Source organism: Sphaerotilus sulfidivorans, assembly GCF_013426975.1.
Taxonomy (GTDB): Bacteria; Pseudomonadota; Gammaproteobacteria; order Burkholderiales; family Burkholderiaceae_C; genus Sphaerotilus; species Sphaerotilus sulfidivorans.
In genome coordinates, this window is the sequence record NZ_JACCPY010000002.1 from 126,996 (window position 1) to 149,055 (window position 22,060).

The 22,060-nt window shown below is 70.5% G+C and carries 19 protein-coding genes; 8 read left to right on the plus strand and 11 right to left on the minus strand.

Annotated elements, in window-relative coordinates; translation table 11 throughout:
* Nucleotides 1-3: 3 nt before the first annotated feature.
* Nucleotides 4-858, minus strand: coding sequence for an AAA family ATPase (locus HZU84_RS01615; RefSeq protein WP_149503976.1), 855 nt, complete (start codon nucleotides 856-858; stop codon nucleotides 4-6).
* 129 nt (nucleotides 859-987) lie between these two features.
* Between HZU84_RS01615 and HZU84_RS01620 the strand changes: the two genes are divergently transcribed.
* From HZU84_RS01620 to HZU84_RS01635, 4 genes are all read left to right on the plus strand, one after another.
* Nucleotides 988-1,707: a hypothetical protein gene (locus HZU84_RS01620; RefSeq protein ID WP_149503975.1), complete on the plus strand. Its 720-nt coding sequence runs from the start codon at nucleotides 988-990 to the stop codon at nucleotides 1,705-1,707.
* A gap of 21 nt (nucleotides 1,708-1,728) precedes the next feature.
* The gene (locus tag HZU84_RS01625; RefSeq protein ID WP_149503974.1) at nucleotides 1,729-2,115 is read left to right on the plus strand and encodes a SirB2 family protein; all 387 of its coding nucleotides are present in this window, start codon (nucleotides 1,729-1,731) and stop codon (nucleotides 2,113-2,115) included.
* A gap of 26 nt (nucleotides 2,116-2,141) precedes the next feature.
* Nucleotides 2,142-2,720, plus strand: coding sequence for a hemerythrin domain-containing protein (locus tag HZU84_RS01630; protein WP_149503973.1), 579 nt, complete (start codon nucleotides 2,142-2,144; stop codon nucleotides 2,718-2,720).
* 61 nt (nucleotides 2,721-2,781) lie between these two features.
* Complete coding sequence (locus HZU84_RS01635; RefSeq protein WP_149503972.1) at nucleotides 2,782-3,450, plus strand: trimeric intracellular cation channel family protein; 669 nt, start codon at nucleotides 2,782-2,784, stop codon at nucleotides 3,448-3,450.
* A gap of 31 nt (nucleotides 3,451-3,481) precedes the next feature.
* Here HZU84_RS01635 and HZU84_RS01640 read toward each other — a convergent pair whose 3' ends face one another.
* Entirely contained in the window at nucleotides 3,482-4,075 is a 594-nt protein-coding gene (locus HZU84_RS01640; protein WP_149503971.1) for a flavin reductase family protein, read from the minus strand.
* A gap of 87 nt (nucleotides 4,076-4,162) precedes the next feature.
* Between HZU84_RS01640 and HZU84_RS01645 the strand changes: the two genes are divergently transcribed.
* Complete coding sequence (locus HZU84_RS01645; RefSeq protein WP_149503970.1) at nucleotides 4,163-4,516, plus strand: translation initiation factor Sui1; 354 nt, start codon at nucleotides 4,163-4,165, stop codon at nucleotides 4,514-4,516.
* 15 nt (nucleotides 4,517-4,531) lie between these two features.
* Here HZU84_RS01645 and HZU84_RS01650 read toward each other — a convergent pair whose 3' ends face one another.
* Both HZU84_RS01650 and argH read right to left on the minus strand, forming a co-directional pair.
* Nucleotides 4,532-4,870, minus strand: a complete 339-nt coding sequence (locus HZU84_RS01650; RefSeq protein ID WP_149503969.1) for a YkgJ family cysteine cluster protein — start codon at nucleotides 4,868-4,870, stop codon at nucleotides 4,532-4,534.
* 8 nt (nucleotides 4,871-4,878) lie between these two features.
* Entirely contained in the window at nucleotides 4,879-6,321 is a 1,443-nt protein-coding gene (gene argH, locus HZU84_RS01655) for an argininosuccinate lyase (RefSeq protein ID WP_149503968.1), read from the minus strand.
* A 118-nt stretch (nucleotides 6,322-6,439) separates the two neighbouring features.
* Between argH and HZU84_RS01660 the strand changes: the two genes are divergently transcribed.
* Together HZU84_RS01660 and HZU84_RS01665 are read left to right on the plus strand one after the other, a co-directional pair.
* A complete protein-coding gene (locus HZU84_RS01660) occupies nucleotides 6,440-7,471 on the plus strand; it encodes a sensor histidine kinase (protein ID WP_244954281.1) in 1,032 nt (343 codons plus the stop codon).
* Between the two features lie 42 nt (nucleotides 7,472-7,513).
* On the plus strand, nucleotides 7,514-8,308 hold the full coding sequence (locus HZU84_RS01665; protein ID WP_149505273.1) for a LytR/AlgR family response regulator transcription factor: 795 nt from the start codon (nucleotides 7,514-7,516) through the stop codon (nucleotides 8,306-8,308).
* A 22-nt stretch (nucleotides 8,309-8,330) separates the two neighbouring features.
* Here the strand turns inward: HZU84_RS01665 and HZU84_RS01670 are convergent, their stop codons facing one another.
* From HZU84_RS01670 to HZU84_RS01680, 3 genes are all read right to left on the minus strand, one after another.
* A complete protein-coding gene (locus HZU84_RS01670) occupies nucleotides 8,331-9,968 on the minus strand; it encodes a hypothetical protein (protein WP_149503967.1) in 1,638 nt (545 codons plus the stop codon).
* A gap of 431 nt (nucleotides 9,969-10,399) precedes the next feature.
* Entirely contained in the window at nucleotides 10,400-12,055 is a 1,656-nt protein-coding gene (locus HZU84_RS01675) for a right-handed parallel beta-helix repeat-containing protein (protein WP_149503966.1), read from the minus strand.
* Between the two features lie 589 nt (nucleotides 12,056-12,644).
* Nucleotides 12,645-14,345, minus strand: a complete 1,701-nt coding sequence (locus HZU84_RS01680) for a right-handed parallel beta-helix repeat-containing protein (RefSeq protein WP_149503965.1) — start codon at nucleotides 14,343-14,345, stop codon at nucleotides 12,645-12,647.
* Between the two features lie 117 nt (nucleotides 14,346-14,462).
* Between HZU84_RS01680 and HZU84_RS01685 the strand changes: the two genes are divergently transcribed.
* The gene (locus HZU84_RS01685; protein WP_149503964.1) at nucleotides 14,463-15,578 is read left to right on the plus strand and encodes a glycosyltransferase; all 1,116 of its coding nucleotides are present in this window, start codon (nucleotides 14,463-14,465) and stop codon (nucleotides 15,576-15,578) included.
* Between the two features lie 27 nt (nucleotides 15,579-15,605).
* Here HZU84_RS01685 and HZU84_RS01690 read toward each other — a convergent pair whose 3' ends face one another.
* Genes HZU84_RS01690 through HZU84_RS01705 form a run of 4 tightly spaced genes read right to left on the minus strand, consistent with a single transcriptional unit; the run spans nucleotide 15,606 to nucleotide 22,058 of the window.
* Nucleotides 15,606-16,169, minus strand: coding sequence for a GNAT family N-acetyltransferase (locus HZU84_RS01690; protein WP_149503963.1), 564 nt, complete (start codon nucleotides 16,167-16,169; stop codon nucleotides 15,606-15,608).
* A 53-nt stretch (nucleotides 16,170-16,222) separates the two neighbouring features.
* A complete protein-coding gene (locus tag HZU84_RS01695) occupies nucleotides 16,223-17,515 on the minus strand; it encodes an MFS transporter (protein WP_149503962.1) in 1,293 nt (430 codons plus the stop codon).
* Entirely contained in the window at nucleotides 17,512-18,927 is a 1,416-nt protein-coding gene (locus HZU84_RS01700) for an efflux transporter outer membrane subunit (protein ID WP_149503961.1), read from the minus strand. The genes HZU84_RS01695 and HZU84_RS01700 overlap by 4 nt, the downstream gene beginning before the upstream one ends.
* Nucleotides 18,924-22,058, minus strand: a complete 3,135-nt coding sequence (locus tag HZU84_RS01705) for a multidrug efflux RND transporter permease subunit (RefSeq protein ID WP_149503960.1) — start codon at nucleotides 22,056-22,058, stop codon at nucleotides 18,924-18,926. The genes HZU84_RS01700 and HZU84_RS01705 overlap by 4 nt, the downstream gene beginning before the upstream one ends.
* Nucleotides 22,059-22,060 lie beyond the last annotated feature (2 nt).

Here is a 22,060-nt window from a genome sequence, read left to right on the forward strand (position 1 = left end):
GCCTCAGCGGTTGCGGCTCTGCATGAACACCAGCTTCTCGAACAGCGTCAGGTCCTGCTCGTTCTTCAGCAGCGCGCCGACCATCGGCGGGATCGCCACCTTCTGGTCGGCGGTCTGAAGCGCCTCGGCGCCGATGTCCTCGGCCAGCAGCAGGCGCAGCCAGTCGATCAGCTCCGAGGTCGAGGGCTTCTTCTTCAGGCCCGGCAGGTTGCGGATGTCCTGGAAGCTCTTCAGCGCCGCGGCCAGCAGATCCTGCTTCAGGCCGGGAAAGTGCAGGTCGACGATGCGGCGCAGCGTCTCGGCCTCGGGGAAGCGGATGTAGTGGAAGAAGCAGCGGCGCAGGAAGGCGTCGGGCAGCTCCTTCTCGTTGTTCGAGGTGATGAAGACCAGCGGCCGGTGCTTCGCGCGGATGGTCTCGCGCGTCTCGTAGCAGTGGAACTCCATGCGGTCGAGCTCGCGCAGCAGGTCGTTCGGAAACTCGATGTCGGCCTTGTCGATCTCGTCGATCAGCAGCGCCACCGGCTGCTCGGCGCTGAAGGCCTGCCACAGCATGCCCGGCACGATGTAGTTGCGGATGTCGCGCACCCGCTCGGCGCTGTCGGCATCGGGCATCTGGCTGTCGCGCAGCCGGCTGACCGCGTCGTACTCGTACAGGCCCTGCTGCGCCTTGGTGGTGCTCTTGATGTGCCACTGCAGCAGCGGCAGCCCGAGCGAGGCGGCCACCTGCTCGGCCAGCATCGTCTTGCCGGTGCCGGGCTCGCCCTTGACCAGCAGCGGGCGCTGCAGACGAATGGCCGCGTTGACTGCGAGCATCAGGTCGGGCGTGGCGACGTACTGGTCGGAGCCGGTGAACTTCATGCGAAATGTCCTCGTGTGTGCGCCGTCGTGCGGCGGTTCTGGGCGCGGGCCAGTATATCGAGGCGCCTGCCGGGCGGCAGCGGTGGCCGGTCATGGACAATCCGCGCATCGACAGGCAAGGAGAACGGCATGCGCTGGCAGGTGGCGGTGGGGTCGTCGCAGGACGCGGCGGCGGCGGTGCGGGCAGGGGCCCTGGGGCTGGACCTCCAGACGGCGCCGCCCGAGCGGGTGAGGGCGATCTGCGCCCAGGTGCGCAACCAGGCCGATGGCATCATCATCGATGCGGCCCTGCCTGCGCTGGCCGGGCCGTCGGTGCTGCAGGCCCGTCTGCAGCCGCTGCGCGATGCCGGCGTCGACCGCATCGCGGTGCCGCTGGGCGAGGGCGCGGGCGCGGTGCCGATGCTGCGGCTGATCGCCGCGTCGCGGCCCGAGGCCGGTCTGCCGCTGCTGATGCCGGTGCTGGCGCTGCCGGCCGGCGCGCCGCAGGCCGCCGCGGTCGACCGGCTCGAGGCGCTGGCCTCGCTGGCCCGGCAGCAGCGGGTGGGGGCGCTGCTGCTCGATCTGGAGACCGGCGCGCCCGAGCCCGGCGCGGTCTGGTCGCTGCGGCCGGCCCGCTCCGGACTGCCGGCGCTGATCCGCCGGCTGCAGGGCGCCGGCATCGAGGTGGGCCTGCGGGTCGCGGTCCGGCGCGAGCAGATCGGTCGCCTGCGCGACTGGGCGCCGGACTTTGTGACGCTGGTCTGCCAGGAGCGTGGCGCCCACGGCGAGCCGGTGCTCGATGTCGATCGCCTGCTCGAGCGCCTGCGCGATCCGCGCACGCCGCAGCGCCGGCCGGCGCTGGCGGCCTGAGGCGTCAGCACGGAGATCGCGATGGCGCTCGACTATCTGCTGCTGAAGAAGATCCATCTGCACTGCGTCGGCCTGAGCGTGGCGCTGTTCGCGCTGCGTCTGGGGCTGCGGCTGGCCGCGCCCGAGCGCCTGGCGGCCTGGAAGGTCTTGCGGGTGCTGCCGCATGGGGTCGACACGCTGCTGCTGTCGACGGCGATCGCGATGGTGGTGGTCGGCGGCATCGATCTGCTGCAGTCCCCCTGGCTGCTGGCCAAGATCGGCGCGCTGGGGCTCTACATCGTTCTGGGCTCGGTGGCGCTCAAGCGCGCGACCACCCGCACCGGCCAGGCCGCGGCCGGTCTGGCGGCGCTGGCCACCGTCGGCTGGATCGTCGCCACCGCGGTGGGCAAGCAGCCCTGGCTGCCCTGACGGACTCTTCCTGCTTCCATTCCTCCATGACGCTTCCCGGCTTCCATTCCCCCGCGATCGGCTTCGAGCAGCCCTTCGAGATGCTCTCGGCCTGCCACGAGCGGGTCGAGCGCACGCTGGCGCTGTTCGAGCGCCTGGTCGCGCATGTGCGCGCTCAGGGCCATGACGCGGCCTCGCGCTCGGCCGCGGCCGACGTGCTGCGCTATTTCGACCTGGCTGCGCCGCACCACCACCAGGACGAGGAGCGCCATGTGCTGCCGCGGCTGCGCGCCTCGGGCACGGCGGACGCGCGGGCGCTGGCCGACACGCTCGAGACCGAGCACCGCCGCATGGAGGCGCTGTGGGCACGCCTGCGCGAGCCGCTGATCCTCTGGCGCGAGGCGCCGGACGGCGAGGTGGGCGACGGCCCGGGCCGCGACTTCCCGCTCGAGGCCGAGCGGCAGGCCTGGGCCGCGCTCTACGCCGGCCATATCGCGGCGGAGGAGGGCCGCGCCTACCCGCAGGCCCGCGCGGGGATCGACGCGCAGCCCGGCGCTGCGGAGACGCTGGCCGACATCGGCGCCGAGATGGCCGCGCGCCGCCGCACACCGCGAGGTGTGGCATGAGCGCCCGTCGCGAGTGGCTGCGCCTGGCGCTGGGCGGTGCCGCCCTGGCGCTGTTCCTGGCATGAGCACCGAGTCCTCGCTGCTGCTGCCGCAGGCCCTGGGCCTGCTGTCCGGCCTGGTCGGACCGGTGGAGCTGGTGGCCACCCTGGCGTTCGCGCTCTCAGGCGCGATCGAGGCGGCGCGGCGCCGGCTCGATGCGGTCGGCGTGGTGGTCGCCGCCTTCCTGAGCGCCTTCGGCGGCGGCACGCTGCGCGATGTGCTGCTCGACCGCCGACCCTTCTTCTGGGTCGAGAACAGCACCCAGGTCGCGGCGGTGTTCGGGCTGTGCATCGGCGCGATGGTGATGATCCGCGCCCGCCATCTGCGCCTGACCGAGCGGGCGATGTTCTGGCCCGACACGCTCGGCCTGGGCCTGTTCGGCGCCGCCGGCACGCAGATCGCGCTGTCGGTGCAGATGCCGGCGCTGATCGCGGTGCTGATGGGCGTGATCACCGCGGTCTTCGGCGGCGTGCTGCGCGACATGGTCTGCAGCCAGATCCCGGCGACGCTGCGCGACCACCGCCCCTATGCGCTGTGCGTCTTCATCGGCGGCTGGGCGCTGGTGCTGGCCTCGCAATGGCTGCACTGGTCGGCTGACGCGGCGCTGCTGGGCTCGGCGGCGGTCACCATCGTGCTGCGCTGGCTGGCGGTGGCGCTGGACTGGCGGCTGCCGGCGTGGCGCATGGACTGAGCGCGGCGTCGCGCGTTGGCCGCATCGAAGGTCAGCGTCTGTCCGGGCCCACCTCGATCGCCCGCCCCGTCTCCAGGAAGGCGCCGCCGGCGACGTAATGCAGCGTGCGCGGCGCGGTGCTGCCGGGCGTGTCGTCGACATGCCAGCGGCCGTCGCGGAACACCTGCGCATCGGCCTGCGCGGCGACCACCTCGGCGATGAACAGGTCATGCCGGCGCTGGTTCTCGACATCGGGCAGCACGCGGCATTCCAGCCAGGCCAGGCAGCCGGCGATCCGCGGCGCGCCGACCTGCGTGGCCGCCAGCCGCTCGAAGCCGCAGGCGCCGATCTTGTCGGCCTGCTCGCGCCCCGAGCCCGATCCGGCCGCCAGCACGCCGACGGCCTGCGCGCTCGACGGAATGTTCAGCACGAACTCGCCCGAGGCCTCGACCAGCTCACGGGTGAAGGTGCTGCGGTCGATGACGACCACCACCTTCGGCGGCATGAAGTCCAGCGGCATCGCCCAGGCGGCGGCCATGACATCGTCGCGCCCGGCATGGGCGCTGCTGACCAGCGTGACCGGCCCGTGGTTGAGCAGGCGGTAGGCGCGGTCGAGGGGAACGGGGAGGAGGAGGGCGGAGCTCATGGACCGGATTGTGAGCGCGCGGCCGGTGCTACCCTCGGCGACCGGATTCCCTGTCTCCCTGTCGCCACCTTCCGCTGCGCCGCGCCGATGCCTGCCGATTCCCGCCTCGTCTATTCCACCGATTCCGGCCGGGTCTGCCCGGACTGCCGCCAGCCGGTGCTGCAGTGCCTGTGCCGCGCGGCGGCCGTCTCGGGCACGCCCGACGGCGTCGTCAAGGTCAGCCGCGAGACGCAGGGCCGCGGCGGCAAGGCGGTCACCGTGGTGCGCGGCCTGGGCCTGGCGGGCGAGGAGCTGACGGCGCTGGCCAAGGCGCTGAAGGCCGCCTGCGGCAGCGGCGGCACCGCCAAGGACGGCGTGGTCGAGATCCAGGGCGACCATGTCGCCAAGGTCGTCGCCTGGCTGCAGCAGCGCGGCCGCACGGTCAGGCGTGCCGGCGGCTGAGCCGGCCGGTTTCGTTCAGCCCAGCGGCGTCAGACCGTGGCGCAGCCGGGCGCGGGCGCAGGCCTCGTCGCCGCGGCCCAGCGGTGCGAGCATGCCGAACTCGCGGCAGGGGCCGGGGCGCCATTCGTAGATGCCGCAGCCGGCCTTTTCTCCGACGGTGCCGACCAGCGCGGCGCAGCGTGGCCGGGCATGGTCGGTGCCGCGCATGCGCGCCAGCGTGTCGCCCAGCTCGACCGCCAGGCCGTCGGGCACGCAGCCGCCGCGCGACTGCAGCTCCTCGGGCGAGAAGTCGACCCGGAAGCTGGCGCAGCAGGCGCCGCAGGTGAGGCAGGGGTTGTCGGCGGGCGTGCTCATCGCGGGCGTCAGCCCAGGCGGGCGTGGTGGCGCGCGATCTGCGCGCGCACCTGGACCGGCGCGGTGCCGCCCAGCGTCGAGCGCGCGTTGAGCGAGCCCGCCAGCGTCAGCGCCTCGGCCACGTCGGCGGTGATGCGCGCGTCGTAGCCCTGCAGCGTCTCCAGCGGCAGCTCGGCCAGGTCCTTGCCCAGCGCGATCGCGTCCTTGACCGCGTGGGCCACCACCTCGTGCGCGTCGCGGAAGGGCAGGCCCTTCTTGACCAGGTAGTCGGCCAGATCGGTCGCGGTGGCGTAGCCGCGCAGCGCGGCGCGCTCCATCGCGTCCTTCTTCACCGTCAGGCCGCCCGAGCGGCTGCCGTCCGCCGCGACTTCGCCGCCGATCATCTCGGCCATGATGCGCAGCGTGTCGTTGACCGTGTCGACCGTGTCGAACAGCGGCTCCTTGTCTTCCTGGTTGTCTTTGTTGTAGGCCAGCGGCTGGCCCTTCATCAGGGTGATCAGGCCCATCAGGTGGCCGATGACGCGGCCCGACTTGCCGCGCGCCAGCTCCGCCACGTCCGGGTTGCGCTTCTGCGGCATGATGCTGGAGCCGGTGCAGTACCGGTCGCTGAGGTTGATGAAACCGAAGTTCTGGCTCATCCAGACCACGATCTCCTCGGCCAGGCGCGAGACGTGGATCATCACCAGCGAGGCGAACGCGGTGTACTCGATCGCGAAGTCGCGGTCGGAGACGGCGTCCAGGCTGTTCTGGCAGACCGCCTCGAAGCCCAGCGTGCGTGCCACGCGCTCGCGGTCGAGCGGGTAGCTGGTGCCGGCCAGCGCTGCCGAGCCCAGCGGCAGGCGGTTCACGCGCTTCCTGAGATCCGCCAGCCGCTCGGCGTCGCGCGCGAACATCTCGACATAGGCCAGCAGGTGGTGCGCGAAGCTCACCGGCTGCGCCACCTGCAGGTGGGTGAAGCCCGGCAGGATGGTGTCGACGTTCTTCTCGGCGACCGAGACCAGGGCGCGCTGCATGTCGGCCAGCAGCACCGCGGTGGCGTCGATCTCGTCGCGCAGCCACAGGCGCACGTCGGTGGCGACCTGGTCGTTGCGGCTGCGGCCGGTGTGCAGCCGCTTGCCCGCGTCGCCCACCAGCGTGGTCAGGCGCGCCTCGATGTTCAGGTGCACATCCTCCAGATCCAGCTTCCACTCGAAGCTGCCGGCCTCGATCTCGGCGCGGATCTGCGCCATGCCGCGCTCGATGTCGGCCAGGTCGGCCGCGCTGATGATGCCCTGCGCGGCCAGCATCTCGGCGTGCGCCAGGCTGCCGGCGATGTCGGCGCGCCACAGGCGCTTGTCGAAGAAGACGCTGGAGGTGTAGCGCTTGACCAGCTCGCTCATCGGTTCGGAGAACAGGGCGGACCAGGCCTGGGCCTTCTTGTCGAGCTGGTTGTCGGAGGCGGGATGGCTCATCGGAGGGGCAGTCGGGAGTCCGGACGGAGGCCGACCGGAAGTGGCAGAAACGCCCGGCAGCCCCGCGCAAGCGGGCCGGCCGGGCGACAATGGCGCAGATTGTAGAGAGCGCGCGCCCGTGAGTCCGTCCCCGTCTGCCAGCGCCGGCGAATCCGCCGGTCTGCCGCCCCGTTCCGTGCCGATGCTGTGCCAGGGCGGGCTGGTGCTGCGCACCGTGCTGTTCGTGCATGGCGTGCTGGTGCTGGGCCTGGGGCTGCAGGGCGGCGATCTGGCCGGGCTGCTGGGCAATCTGTCGGTGCTGGTGGTGGCGGTGCTGCCGGCCACGCTGGTGTGGCTGCTGGCCGGCTGCGCGCTGCGGCCGCGGCTGGCGCGGCTGGCGCCGATGCCGGCCGCCGCGCTGATGGGCCTGATCGGCCTGCTGTGCGCGCTGGGCGCCTGGGCGGAGCTGCGCTGGCTCGAGCAGGTCGATCCGGGCGCGCTGACCGCGCTGTCTGCCGCATCGAGCGGCGCGGCGCTGGCGGTGGCGGTCTGGCAGGTGCTGTGCCTGCGCGAGCGCCTCAACCTGCCCGCCGGCACCCAGGCGCGGCTGGCCGAGCTGCAGTCGCGCATCCGGCCGCATTTCCTGTTCAACGCGCTCAACAGCGCGATCACGCTGGTGCAGATCGACCCGGTGCGTGCCGAGGCGGTGCTGGAGGACCTGTCGGAGCTGTTCCGCGCCGCGCTGGCCAGCGCCGACGCGCCGGTCACGCTCGGCCAGGAGATCGAGCTGGCGCAGCGCTATCTGGCCATCGAGCAGGTGCGCTTCGGTGCGCGGCTGCGGGTGCGCTGGCAGCTCGATGCGCAGGCCGCCGCCGCCCGGGTGCCGGCGCTGATGCTGCAGCCGCTGGTGGAGAACGCGGTCAAGCACGGCATCGAGCCCTCGACCGAGGGCGGCGAGATCGTCATCCGCACCGGCGTGCGTCATGGCATGGCGCTGCTGACGGTCACCAATCCGCTGGGCGAGGGCCGCCCGCGCCGCGGCCACGGCATGGCGCTGCGCAATGTGCGCGAACGGCTGATGCTGCTGCATGACCTGGGCGTGCGCTTCGAGGCGGGCGCGATCGATGGCGGGCGCTTCCGGGTGCGCATCGCGATCGCGCTGCCGGACTGAGACCGGGTACCGGACCGAGGAAAGGGGCCGACAGGCATGGAGATGACGACGCCGCTGCGGGTGCTGCTGGTCGACGACGAGGAGCTGTCGCGGCTGCGGCTGCGCACCTTGCTGGCCGACTGCGTCGATCCGGCCGCCCAGGTGGTCGGCGAGGCGGCCACCGCGGCCGCGGCGCTGCACTGGCTGGCGCTGCATGCCGCCGATGTGGTGCTGCTCGACATCCGCATGCCCGGCATGGACGGGCTGGCGCTGGCGGCGCGGCTGCGCGCGATGCCGCAGCCGCCGCGGGTCATCTTCGTGACCGCGCATGCCGAGCATGCGCTGGCGGCCTTCGAGGTCGAGGCGGTCGACTACCTGACCAAGCCGGTGCGCCGGCTGCGGCTGCAGGAGGCGCTGGCGCGGGTGGCGCAGCGTCTGGGCGGTGCGCTGCCGGCGACCGCACCGGCGCCGCTGGCCGAACCCGCGCCGGCGGTGCCGGTCATCGTGGTGCATGAGCGCGGCGAGCTGCTGCGGGTGCCGCTGACCGAGGTGCTCTACCTGAAGGCCGAGCAGAAATACGTGACGCTGCGCACCGCACACCGCACGCTGCTGCTCGACGAGTCGCTGGCCGAGCTGGAGGAGCGGCTCGGGCGCCGCTTCCTGCGCATTCACCGCAACGCGCTGGTGGCACTGGATGCGGTGGCGGCGCTGGAGCGGCGCCGCTGGAGCGACGAGCGCGGCGAGGCCGAGGCCAGCGAGGTCTGGGCGGTGCGCATCGCCGCCACCGACGAGTGGCTGGCGGTGTCGCGCCGCCAGCTCGCCAGCGTGCGCGATCTGCTGGCGGCCGAGGGGCTGTGAGCGCCGCCCCGGCCGCCGGGCCTCAGCGCTCGGTGGCGCCCAGGTCGATGGCTGCGCCCTTGACGGTGCGTGCCACCGGCGTGTAGCTGCTGTCGAGCTGGTAGTTCACGCCGTAGGCGCTGGCTGCGCTCGGACCGGCCTTGCCGGCATCGATGATCGCGCTCGAGGCATTGGGCACGAAGCTGCTGGTGTCGAAGGGCGCGCTGCTGCCGGTCAGCAGGTTGGCGGTGCCGTTGACCTGGCCCTTGAGCGTCTTCCAGGCGGTGGTGTCGGTCCAGTCGCTGCGGATCCAGTTCACGCCCAGGTTCAGGATGCCGTCGGGCGTGTAGCTGGTGGAGAGCGAATCGTTCTCGGCCTGGCGCAGGTTCAGCGAGGTCACGGACGCGTCGAACCAGAACACGTTGTTCCACGCCTCCACCGTTTCCAGCGTCGTCGAGATCTGGAACAGGCGCACATTGGTGCCGGTGCCGTGCACGGTGTTGTTGAAGAAGTAGAGCGTGCCGCGCCGGAACAGCGTCTCGCCCCAGTTCGCGCCGGCCGCGGCACCGAAGTGGTCGCCGCCGTAGTGGAAGAAGCTGCCGTCGTCGCCGTTCTTCTTGAACTGGTTGCCGTAGACGAAGGTGCTGCGGTAGGCCGCCAGCGCGGTCGCGGTGACGGGAAAGTCCTCGGCCTCGACCATGTCGACCGAGCGCGCGCCGCCCTCGATGCGGTTGTAGCGCACCACCAGCCCGGCCGAGCGGTCCTTGACCGCGTTGCCCAGCGCGCCGCTGCGCAGCGGCCCGTAGCGGTTGAACTCGATCACCAGTCCGACGCTCTGGGTGTAGGTGGTGTGCTCGCGGTCGCTGCCGGCGATGCCGTGGCCCCACAGGTAGTTGCCGGCGATGCGGATGTTCTTCGTGACCATGAAGTCGCCGTCGTCGGTCGAGCGGCTGAAGACGGCCATCTGGCAGTCGCTGATCTCGTTGTCGGCGATCAGGATGTTCTGGCCGCGGTCGATCCAGACACAGGCGCCGAACTGCGCATAGTTCTTCCGGGTGCCGGCGGCGTCGGTGAAGGTGTAGCTCGGGTGGGCGGCGCGAATGTTCAGGCCGTCGATCTGGATCCAGGTCGGGTAGTCGGTGTAGGTGCCGCTGGCCAGCGCCTTGACGACGATGACGCTGCGGGTCTGGTGGATGTCCTGCGTCTCGGCGGTGTTGCCGTAGGCGCTGAGCAGCGCGCTGCGGGTGGTGGCACCGCTGCCCTCGATGATCGGGCGCTCGTTGTTCGGGCCGCGCACGCCGCAGATGCGCACCGGTGCGGTCTGCGTGCCCTGGGCCGCGACCAGGAACTTGCCCTTGTAGGGCGTCGACGAATAGAAGATGCGGACGGTGTCGCCGGCCTTCAGGCTTTCCCAGGGCACCTGGTCGAGTGCGGTGTAGGCCTTGCCCGGACCGACCTGGTAGTCGGTGCCCTTGCCCGAGGCTTCGCAGGCGCCCAGCGCCAGCGTCTCGACCGGCGGCGTCGGGGTCGGGGCGGGCGAGGGGCTCGGCGTGGTGCCGCCCGATCCGGTGTCTTCGCCGCCGCCGCCGCAGCCGGCCAGGGCCGCACCCAGCGCCAGGGCGGTGCCTGCCCAGAGCAGGCGCACGCGTCGTGCCCGAGTCTTGTCCATCATGCTGTCCATGGGCCGTTCGCCTGTTTCAGTGTTCGTTGTCGTGAATCGTCCTCGCCGACGAGACGTCGGCGCCGCAGGTTCGCGACGATAGGGACGGCCGAATCGAACAGGGTAAGCATTTCCCGTGCATGTAACTGTCATGCACAAAATGACACCCCCCGCGAATAGGGGGTGTAAAAAGGGAATTAGTGAAACATTAATGTGATTTGCCTGCGCATCAAATCAACTTATTCGTGAATTGTTTCACGGTCATCGTGGCAGCCGTGTGAAGTATCTTGAAATGCGCTGCGAGCCGCTGCGCCTCAGGAGTGGTCCGTCCGCTTCAGTCCGGGACGGCCTGCGGGCATGTGCACCTACATGAGGTTGCAACTGATCGGCCGATGGCGGGAGCGGACAACGCCGCCGCCCCGCCAGATGCTCAGCGGAAGTCCATCGCAGGCTCATCGCTCGACCGCGCCAAGATCGTCGCCCAGTCCGCTCATGCGGCGCAGCTGCGGCAGGCCGAGCGCGTCGATCTGATGGCTCAGCACCAGACTGACCGGGGAGGCGGTGCTGCGCTTGCCCGCGTCGATCAGCGCCGATCCGGCCACCGGGCGGAAGGAGGCGGCGTCGAAGGGCAGCGTCGTGTCGCCGAGCTGCGGCTCGACCAGATTGAGCTGGCCGCGCACCTTGTGCCAGATGTCCGAGTCCTGCCAGCCGCTGCTGATCCAGTTGCGTCCGAGGTTGACGATGCCCCCGCCGATCCAGGGTGCGGCCACCTCGCGGTCCATGCGCATGCTCTTCTCGCGGATGCTCGGGGCAAAGTGGATGACATTGTTCCAGGCCTCGACCTTTTCCTCGGTGGTGGCGATGCGGAACACCCAGGCCGCGGTGCCCTTGAGCATCAGCGTGTTGTGGAAGAAGTGCAGCGTGCCCTTGCGGAAGATCGGCTCGCCCCAGGTCGCGCCGGCCTGGCTGCCGAAATGATCGCCGCCATAGGTGATGACGCTGCCGGTGTCTCCGGTCTTGATGATCTGGTTGCCGTAGACGAAGGTGTTGCGATAGGCGGGCGTGGCCATCGCGGTGAGCGGGAAATCTTCGGCCTCGACCAGATCGATCGCGTGCGAGCCCTCCTCGATGCGGTTGTGGCGCACCACCGTGCCGGCCGAGCGGTCCTTGACGCCGTTGCCCAGCGCACCCGGGCGCAGCGGCTCGTAGCGGTTGAACTCGATCACCGTGCCGATGCTCTGGGTGTAGGTGCTGTGCTGATGCACATTGCCGACGATGCCGTGGCCGGCGAAGCGGTTGCCGGCGATGTACAGATTGCGCGTCACCGCGAAGTCGCCGTCGTCGGTCGACTTGCTGAACACGCCCATCTGGCAGTCGGTGATCTCGTTGTCGACGATCGAGATGTTGTGACCCCGCTCGACCCAGACGCAGGCTCCGAAGGGCAGATAGCTGCGCAGCGCCCCGGCGGCATTGCGGAAGCTGCGGCTCGGATGCGCGCCGGTGATCTTCAGGCCATCGATGCGGATGTGGCGCGGGTAGGCGGTCCAGCCCTGGGCCGGGTCCGACTTGATGACGATGAGGCTGCGGTCCTGGTGAATGTCGCGGGCGTAGGTGCTCGAGCCGTAGAGGCCGGAGAGCGCGGCCCGGGTGGTGGCGCCATCCGCGTCGATGACCGGGCGCGAGCCGTCGGCACCGCGCACGCCGCAGATGCGCACCGGCGCGTCGGCCGTGCCCTGGGCGACGATCGCGAACTTGCCGCGGTAGGGCGTCGGCGCGGGGTGGATGCGCACCGTGTCGCCCGCCTTCAGGCTTTCCCAGGGCACCTGGTCGAGCGTGGTGTAGGCCCGTCCCGGTCCGACCGGAAAGTCCCGCCCCTTGCCCGAGGGCTGGCAGGGTGTCAGGCCCAGCGCGGCCGCGGCCACCGTGCTGCGGGTGCTGCCGATGGCCAGCACGCCGGGCGGCGCGGAAATGGTGCGGGTCAGCGTGCTGGCGCTGGCTGCCGTGACGGCGGTGACCGAGGTGACGGCGGTGGTGGCGTTCGCCGTGCGGATGACGACCTGGGCCTGCGCCGGCCGTGCCGCCAGGACCATCAGGGCGCTGCCGGCCATCAGTCCGGCCAGACCGGTGACTGCGCCCCGAAATGCGATATTTTCGGTGGCGACGCTGCAATGAAACATGGAGACAACCTTTCGAGCCGGAAATGAGCCGGAGAAGACGACAGAATCTCCTGATCTGGAAAACTGTCATTCCCCCCTGATGGATGTCGGCATCTGGATGCGGGGGTTCAGTGCCGGGCGAAATTCACGGAGCGAAAGGTAGGCAGACCGCCGGGGGCCGCCCGTAAGCAAGTAGGGGAATCTGTAACTGCGGCGCCTCGAAACCGGTCAATCCGAGGGTGAAAGATCATGAAAAACCCCGTGGACGGGTTTTTCAGGCTCAGCCTGGTATTTGTGGGCGGGTTTCCTTCATTCGTGCGCATCGGCACGAACCGTGCGGTACCGGTCGGCCGCCTGTTCCGGGGGAGGGGGCGTGGTCCTCCCGGGTTTTTCGTGTACAGGCCGGCGGCCTGCAATTACAACTGGCCGGAAATGCCCCGCAATTCATTCGATCGATGTCGCGGAATATTTCCGGCTGCGGCGCAGCCGAATCTCGCAGATTCATGGCCTTGGCCGGTGCCTGGCGCGGCGGGTGCCGCGCTCAGGGCTGCTCGATGGCCCCCAGATCGGGGCCGCGGCCGCGGACCGGGCGTCTGGCCAGGCCGCGCTCCTCCCCGATCTGATGGCTCAGGCGCAGCGGCTGACCGGCCGAGTCGGTCGGCAGATCGCCGGCGGGCTGATCGAGGCGCGCCAGCGGCGTGCGCATCCGGCCGCTGGCCGTGCTGATGGCCGGCGGCGGGCCTTCGAACAGCTGCGCGCCGCTGGTGCGCACCCGCACGACCGAGTCCGGGCCGGCCTGGGCCCAGTCGCGCGAGATCCAGTTGCTGCCGGCAAACTCGACCGTGCCGGCCTGGTGGCCGACCCGCATCTGGGTGCTGCCCAGATTGACGATCAGGTTGCCGGTGGCGCGCACCGTCTGGCGGGCGCCGGGCATGTCGAACAGCGCCATGTACCAGGCCTGCTGCTGGGTGCCGCTGTGGATCACGGTGTTGTGGAAGAAATGCAGCGTGCCGTTGCGGAAATGGCGCTCGTCGTTGTCGCCGCCCCAGTGGATCAGCTTGACCGAACCCGAGCCCGGCAGCGACAGGTCGTTCAGGATCAGGTTGCCGTAGACCCAGGCGTCCGGATAGTGGCGATCCTCGCGCACCGGGCGCACGCCGCCTTCGATCTCGACCAGATCGAGCGCACGCGCCGCCGCGGTGATGCGGTTGAAGCGCACCACCGTGCCGCTGGAGCGGTCCTTCAGCGACGAGCCGCGTGCGCCGGGGATCAGCTGGCCGATGTCGTTGCCCTCGTAGAGCGCGCGTGCGGTCTGCACATACAGGTTGTGCTCCAGCCAGCTGCCGACATTGCCGTTGTTCCAGATGCGGTTGTGGCGGATGAAGACATTGCGGCTGGATTCCTCGTCGGAGCGGCTGTTGACGAAGATGCCGTTGCCGTTGCCGGTGATCTCGCAGTTCTCGACGGTCAGGTCCTCGACCACGATGGCGTAGATCGCCGCGGCACCGGCGACATAGCGCCCGCTCTGGCCGTCCATGCCGGTGTAGCGCCTGTCCTTGTGCGCGCCGGTGAGCTTCAGGTTCTGGATGCGGATGTGGCGCGGCCGGCTGCCCCAGGCCTGGTCGCGCGACTTGTAGATGAAGATCAGCCCGTAGGGCTCGCTGTACTGCTTGCTGAAGAAGCCGCTGGCGGCGGCATCGCGGGCGGTGGTGGCGTTCTCGCCGCTGATGACCGGGCGGCGGCACTGCGCGTCGGTGACGCCGTTGAGCACCACCGGCGCATCGGCGCGGCCCTGCGCGCGCAGGCCGATCTTGGTGCGGTAGGGCTCGGGGCGGTGGTGGATGTTGACCACGTCGCCGGCCTGCAGCGACAGCCAGGGCACCTCGTCGAGCTCGGTGAAGGTCTGGCCCGGACCGACATGCAAGGCGCGCCCGCTGCCGGTGAGCGCGGTGCTGCAGCCGTCGGCGCGGGCCGGCTCGACCACCGGCGGCGGCCACGGGCCGTCCTCGCGCGGCGCGGCGGCCTGGCTGGCCGCTGCGGCCGGTGCTTCCGGCGTGGGCACCGGCGCAGGCGCGCTGTCGAGAAAGCGGCCGGACTCGGCGCTGGGCCAGCCTGCGGCGGGCTGGCCGCTGTGCTCGGTGGGCACGCGCACGGTCTGGGCCTGAGGCAGGCCGTGCAGCAGGGTCAGGCCGCTCAAGCCAAGGAGGCCAAGGCCGAGCAGTCGGGGGGCGGGCAGGGGCATGCTGAAGGTCTCCTGTCGGTGCGTCGGGCGAGGGTCGGGAAAGCCCCGATCTTGCCGCAGCGCTGCGCTAACATCCCGCGCCACAAGCACCCTGGCACAGGGAGAGGACAGGATTTCATGAGGCTGATGCACATCGTCGACTCGCTCGAGTTCGGCGGACTTGAACGGGTGGTCACCGATCTGGCAATCGAGCAGAAGCGCCGCGGCGACACGGTCTGCGTCTTCAGCCTGCTGGCCACCGAGGGGCTCAAGCCCGAGCTGGAGGCCGCCGGCGTCGAGGTGATCGTCGGCCACAAGCGCGACGGCCTCGACATCGGGCTGATCCTGAGGCTGCGCCGCGCGATGGCCTGGCGCAACATCGATCTGGTGCATGCCCACAACTTCGTGCCCAACTACCACGCCGCCGCGGCGATCCGCACGATGTTCGGCGGCCCGGCGCAGGTCTGCAGCCTGCACGACATGGGCTTCCGGCTCGAGCGCGAGAAGCGGCTGCGCCAGTACTTCCTGTGGTCGCTCAGGCACACCCGCGGCGTGGCGATGGTGGGCTCGCAGGTGCACGGCCGCTATGTCGGCGACGGCCTGGTGCCGGCCGAGCGGGCCACCACGGTGCTCAACGGCATCCCGGTCGAGCGCTTCCGCTGGACGCCCGAGCGCCGCCGCATCGCCCGCGAGCGCCTGGGCGTGCCCGAGGACGCGCTGCTGATCGGTGCGGTCGGCCGCCAGGTGGCGCTGAAGAACCACCGGCTGCTGATCGCGCTGATGCCGGCGCTGCTGAAGCAGCACCCTTCGCTGCATCTGGCGCTGGTGGGCTCCGGCCCGCTGGAGGCGGAGCTGCGCGCCCAGGCCGAGGCCGCCGGCGTGGCCGCGCGGGTGATCTTCACCGGCCAGCGCAAGGATGTGGCCGACCTGACGCCGGGCTTCGACATCTTCGCGATGCCCTCGCTGACCGAGGGCCTGTCGATCGCGCTGCTCGAGGCCTGCGCGACCCGGCTGGCGATCGTCGCCACCGCGGTGGGCGGCAACCCCGAGATCGTGCGCGACGGCCAGACCGGCCTGCTGGTGCCGCCCGACCAGGGCGAGCCGCTGCAGGCCGCGCTGGAGCGGCTGCTGGCCGACGCGCCGCTGCGCGAGCGCCTGGGCCAGGCCGCCTGCGACTGGGTGAGCGAACACGCCTCCATCGGCGCGCTCTACCGCACCTGCAGCGCGTTCTACCAGCGCGCCCGGCAGCGGTAGCCCGCTCAGGGCCTGCCCGCCGATCCGTCACCCTCGCGCAGGCGAGGGCCCGCGCCTGCCGCTGTTCTGCTGCCACTCATGTCGCAGCAGGGCGTATTGCATGGTGTTCTCGTAGATCGGCGTGCCGTCGGCATCCTGTCGGAAGGAGATGAACTCCTTGAAGAGACCCTCCTGCCGCATGCCGAGCCGTTCGCACAGCCGCTGAGAGGCGATGTTCGTGTCCTCCACGTAGGCGTACAGCCGGCGCGCACCACGCGCCGTGAACAGGTGCGCAAAGAGCACGGCCGCGGCTTCGTGCGCATAGCCTTGTCCAAAGAAGGCCGGATTGAAGTTCCAGCCGACCGAGACGGTGTCGTCTTCCGGATCGGCGAACAGGTCACCGATGAGCTTGCCGGATGCACGCAGACACACGGCAATGCTGTGTTCGTTCCTGCTGCGCGCGGCCGCTTCCTGCTCGGCGGCCTGCAGGTCGGCCAGGGCCAGCGACAGGAAGCAGCTGGCCACAGGCCGGTGCATGTACTCGAACAAGTCGGCGGCGTCCGTGGGCGCGAAGGGCCTCAGCACGAGGCGGGCGGTTTCAAGGGTTTCCATGCGTGTGGCTTCTGGTGTTGGATGGGGCGAAAGATCGCTGGGGTTGAACCTGCTCAAGTCTTCATCGTTGCATCCGGACCGGGCGGGTCGTCCAGGGCCAGCAGGGCCGGCGACAGGAAACCGGCCAGACTGGTCAGCGTGCCCAGCACGCCGGCCACGACGAACACGCCACGCACGCCGATCCATTCACCCAGTGGGGCGGCGAGCGCCAGCCCCACCGGTGCTGCCAGCGCCATCAGGGTCGACATCAGGGCCAGCACGCGTCCCTGGAGGTGGTCGGGAATGGTCGTCTGCAGCAGCGCGGTCAGTGGCGTGTCGCCCAGCACGAAGCTGATGCCGCTCATCACCCACCAGGCCACGGCCACACCAAAGAGGCTGGCCGGCGCCATGGCCGTGAGGGCGAGCGCCGCGCAGGAGACCGCGAAACCGACCAGCGTCCAGCGCACCAGCCGGCGCGGCGCCATGACCACCACCAGCAGACCACCCAGCAGCATGCCCGCACCGGCCAGGCCTTCCATCAGGGCGACCTGCGCCGCACCACCCGCGAAATGCTCCTTGACCAGCAGGGGCACCAGCACGAAGGTGGGCATGACGGCCAGCACCACCGCGCCGAGCAGCAGGAAGAGCCGGCGCAGGCCGGGTGTGTGCCAGACCAGGTGCAGCCCTTCCCGGAACTCGCTCCACAGCCCGGTGCGGCCGGCTTCGCCGCGGGCGGGCTGGGGGATGCGCCAGCACAGCAGCGGCACGATGCCCAGCAGCGCGGTCAGCACATCGATGGACAGCGCCCAGCCGATCGGCAGCGTGCCGATCGCCAGCGCCCCCAGCGGCGCGGCGGCCACCACGGTGAGGCTGTGCAGCGTCTGGTTGAGCCCTGCCGCACGAACGATGAAATGCTTGGGCACCAGCATCACCACGCTGGCCGCTGCGGCCGGGCCCTGGAAGACCTGCATGGCACTGCGCATGGCCATCATGGCGTAGGCATGCCAGAGCTCGATGCGCGCGGTCAGGAACAGGGCGATCAGCACCCCCATGCACAGCGCACTGACGCCATCGGCCACGATCATCAGCAGCCGGCGGCTGTGGCGATCGGCCAGCGTGCCGCCCAGCGGCGCCAGCACGGCCTGCGGCAGCAGGGCCGCCATGCCGGCGCTGGCCAGCGCAGCCACGCTGCCGGTGGTGTCGGTGATCCACCACAGCAGCACGAACTGCGTCAGCGAGGAGCCCATCAGCGACATGGCCTGGCCGCCGAAGATGGACCAGAACCGGAGCCGCCAGGGCTCGGCGCTGCCGGCTTCAGGCGTGATGGCGGCCGGTGTGGTGAAAGAGGTATCGAGCGGCAGTGTCATGGCGTGGCCGTGTGTTCAAGGACGCCGCCGCCCAGGGCCTTGTACAGGGCGACGGTATTGCCGAAGGCCTCGCGGCGCAGGTCCAGCAGCGTCTGCCGGGCGGTGCGCAGCTGGCGCTGGGCGTCGAGCAGCTCCAGCCGACCCTCCATGCCGGCGCGGTAGCGCAGATCGGACAGCTGTACCCGGCGCTCGGCGCTGGCCACGGCCCGGGTCTGGGCCTCGACCTGGCGGTCGGAGGTCTGCTGCGCCGCCAGGCCGTCCGCCACCTCGCGGAAGGCGGTCTGGATGGTGCGCTCGTATTCGGCCACCGCGCTGGACCGGCGCAGTTCGGCCAGTCGCAGCTCCGCACGCAGCCGTCCGCCCTGGAACAGCGGCTGGGTGATCTGCGGCGAGAAGATCCAGGCCCGGTTCGAGCGGTCGAACAGTCTGCCGATGGCCGGACTGGCATAGCCCAGCGAGGCGGTCAGGGAAATGCGCGGAAAGAATGCCGCGCGTGCCGCACCGATGTCGGCGTTGGCCGCGATCAGCATCTGCTCGGCCTGCCGGATGTCGGGCCGGCGCGCCAGCAGGTCCGAAGGCAGGCCAGCCGGCAAGGCCGTCAGCACCTGCTGGCGGTCGAGCGGCAAGCCCTGGGGCAGATCATCGGGCAGATCAGCGCCCACCAGCAGGCGCAGTGCATTCCGAGCCTGCGCCCAGGCCCGCGTGCGCGCCTGCAGCTCGGCCTCGGCCGTGGCCACCTGGCTTTCGGCCTGGGCCAGATCCAGGGCGCTGCTCTGGCGCGCCTGCAGCAGCAGACGTGTCAGTTCAAGGGACTGTCGCCAGTCTGCGAGGGTGCGTTCGGCCAGGGCCTGCTGCTCGAGCGCCAGGCGCTCGGCCAGACAGGCGTCGGCCACGGCGCCCACCAGAGCGATCCGGGCGGCCAGGCGGCCTTCCTCGCTGGCCAGATAGCGGGCAAAGGCGGCTTCCGACAGGGCGTGCGCGCGCCCGAACAGATCGATTTCGAAGGCACTCGATCCGATGCTGGCGCTGAACTGGCCCGTGACTTCCCCGGAGCGGGACGTGCTGCCCTGAGCCGGAGCGGCCATGCGCTGGCGCGTGAACCCCCCTGTGGCCTCGAGGGCCGGCTGTCGTGCCGCGCGCTGGATGCCGTGCTGGGCCTGTGCCGCTTCGACATTCAGCGCGGCCAGGCGCAGGTCGCGGTTGTTCGTCAGGGCCAGCTCGATCAGGCGCTGCAGGCGCGGGTCGGGAAACAGCGTGCGCCAGCCGATGTCGGCGGCGGGCAGCGATCCGGCCTCCGCGGCTGCCATGGGAAACACGGCCGGCACGGGCGCTTGCGGCGTGACCCGCGGCGGTGTCAGCGAGCAGGCGGACAGCCCGAGCGCAATGGAGAGAATCAGAATCAGCCTTCTCATGGCATCGGACCTTCGCGGTTCGAGAGACGGGCCACCCGCCCGCCTTGGAAGCGTTCCTGCAGCCCGGTCACGACGACATGGAACACCGGCACGAAGAACACGGCCAGCACGGTGGCGGTGACCATGCCGCCGAACACGCCGGTGCCGATGGCGTGCTGGGTCTCGGCGCTGGCGCCCGAGGCCACCATCAGCGGCACCACGCCCAGGCCGAAGGCCAGCGAGGTCATCAGGATCGGGCGCAGGCGCAGCCGTGCCGCTTCCACGGCGGCCTCGGCCAGACCCCAGCCTTGCGCGCGCAATTGCTTGGCGAATTCGACGATCAGGATGGCGTTCTTGGCCGACAGGCCGATCACGGTGATCAGGCCGATCTTGAAGAACACGTCGTCGGGCAGGCCGCGCAGCAGCACCGCCGCCACCGCGCCGATCAGGCCCAGCGGCACCACCAGCATCACCGCCAGCGGGATCGACCAGCTCTCGTACAGGGCGGCCAGCACCAGGAAGACCACCAGCATCGACAGGGCCATGAGCAGGGGCGCCTGCGCGGCCGACTGGCGCTCCTGCAGCGACTGGCCGGTCCAGGCCACCGCGAAGCCTGGCGGCAGCTGCGCCGCGAGCCGCTCCATCTCGGCCATGGCCTGGCCGCTGGACTGGCCCGGCGCGGCCGCCCCCGAGATGCGCGTGGCCGGAAAGCCCTGGTAGCGCACCAGCTGCAGCGGCGTGTCGCTCCACACCGGCGTGACCACCTGCGACAGCGGCACCATGCCACCCCGCGCGTTGCGCACGTACAGCCGCAGCACGTCGTCGACCTGCATGCGCGCGGGCGCATCGGCCTGCAGGATGACCTGCTGCATGCGGCCGCCGTTCGGGAAGTCGTTGACATACGACGAACCCAGCGCGGTGGAGAGGGTTTCACTGATGTCAGAGAAGGACACCCCCAGCGCGTTGGCCTTGACCCGGTCGATGTCCAGCCGGACGCTGGCACCCGCCGGCAGACCGTCCGACGCCACGTCGACCACCACCGGGCTGCGTGCCGCCAGGGCCAGCAGCTGCGCCTCGGCCGCCTTCAGCGCGGCATGGCCCTGGTTGGCGCGGTCCTGCAGGCGCATCGTGAAACCGGAACTGTTGCCCAGTTCGTCGATGGCCGGCGGCATCATGCTCATCACGCTGCCTTCAGGTGTGCTGGCCATGGCCTGCTGCACCCGCTCCACTTCGTCACGCACCGTGGCGCCGTCGCGCTGGTCCCAGTCCTTGAGCAGGGTGAAGGCCATGGCCGCGTTGGGGCCCGAGCCGGAGAAGCCGAAGCCCAGGATGGACAGGTTGGACGCGATGCCCGGGCGCGTGGCCAGGTGCTGCTCGTAGTGCTTGACGACCCCGAGCGTGCGTTCGGCGGTGGCATCGGCCGGCAGCTGGATCGCCGACATGAAATAGCCCTGGTCCTCCTCGAGCAGGAAGGCCGAGGGCAGCTGGCGGAACGCCAGTACCAGGGTCACTGTCAGCGCGGCGAACACCAGCATCACCCGGCCGCTGCGGGCCAGCAGGCGAGCGACACCTGAGGTATAGCGCCGGGTCATGTGATCGAACCGGCGGTTGAACGCGCCGAAGAAGCCGCGCCTGTCGTGATGCGCCGGATCGACCGGCTGGAGCAGGGTCGCGCACAGCGCGGGGGTCAGCGTCAGCGCGAGAAAGGCCGAGAACAGGATGGCCACCGCCATGGTCAGCGCGAACTGCCGGTAGATCACGCCCACCGAGCCACCGGCGAAGGCCATGGGAATGAACACTGCGGTCAGCACCAGGGTGATGCCGATCACCGCGCCGGTGATTTCCTTCATCGCCTGGAGGGTGGCGTCCTGCGGGCCCAGCCCCTCCTGGGCCATGATGCGCTCGACGTTCTCGACCACCACGATGGCGTCGTCCACGATGATGCCGATGGCCAGCACCATGCCGAACATGGTCAGCACATTGATCGAGAAGCCCGCCACCAGCATCACCGCGAAGGTGCCCAGCAGCGCGATCGGCGCCACGATCGCCGGGATCAGGGTGCAGCGGAGGTTCTGCAGGAACAGCAGCATCACCAGGAACACCAGTACCATCGCCTCGACCAGCGTGACCACGACCTTCTCGATCGAGATCTTGACGAAGGGCGCGGTGTTGAAGGGCGTCGAGTAGCTCATGCCTGCAGGCAGGCTCTTCTCCAGTTCGGCCAGGCGCGCGAGCACGGCATTCGAGGTGCGCACCGCATTGGCTCCAGGCGAGAGCTGCACCGCCAGCGCGGTCGAGACGCGACCGTCCTCGCGGGTCGAGAAGCCGTAGGATTGCGCGCCCAGCTCGACCCGGGCCACATCGCCCAGCAGCACGCGGGAGCCGTCGGCGCTGGCGCGCAGCACGATGGCCGCGAACTGCTCGGGCGTCTGCAGCTGGCCTTGCACCGTCAGCGGCACGGTGACTCGCTGCCCGGACGTGGTGGGTGCATCGCCCACGCGGCCAGGGGCGATCTGCGCGTTCTGCTGGGCGATGGCGGCGCTGATGTCGCCCATCGTCAGCTTGTGGGCGCTGAGCCTGGCGGGGTCCACCCACACGCGCAGGGCCTGCTCGGCGCCGAACAGCTGCACCCTGCCCACGCCTTCGATGCGGCGCAGCTCCTCCACGACGTTGCGCGCCATGTAGTCGCTCAGCACCGTCTCGTCGTGGCGGCCGTCGGTGGACTTCAGCCCGACCATCATCAGGAAATTCGAGGAGGCCGACTCCACGCTGATGCCGTTCTGGCGCACCGCCTGCGGCAGGCGTGCCTCGACGGCCTTGAGCCGGTTCTGCACGTCCACCTGGGCCATCTCCGGATGGGTGCCGGGCTTGAAGATGATCGTGATCTCGGCGCTGCCCGAGGTGTCGGACGAGGACTCGTAGTACAGCAGGTTCCTGACGCTGGAGAGCTCGCGTTCGATGACGCCGAGCACCGCGTCGTTCATGGTCTGCGGTGTGGCGCCGGGGTAGCTGGCGTAGATGCTGACGGAAGGCGGCGCCACCGACGGAAAGCGCGCGATTGGCAGCTGCGGGAGGGCGATCAGGCCCAGCAGGATGATGAACAGCGCGATGACCCAGGCGAACACCGGGCGGCGGACGAAGAACTGCGGCATGG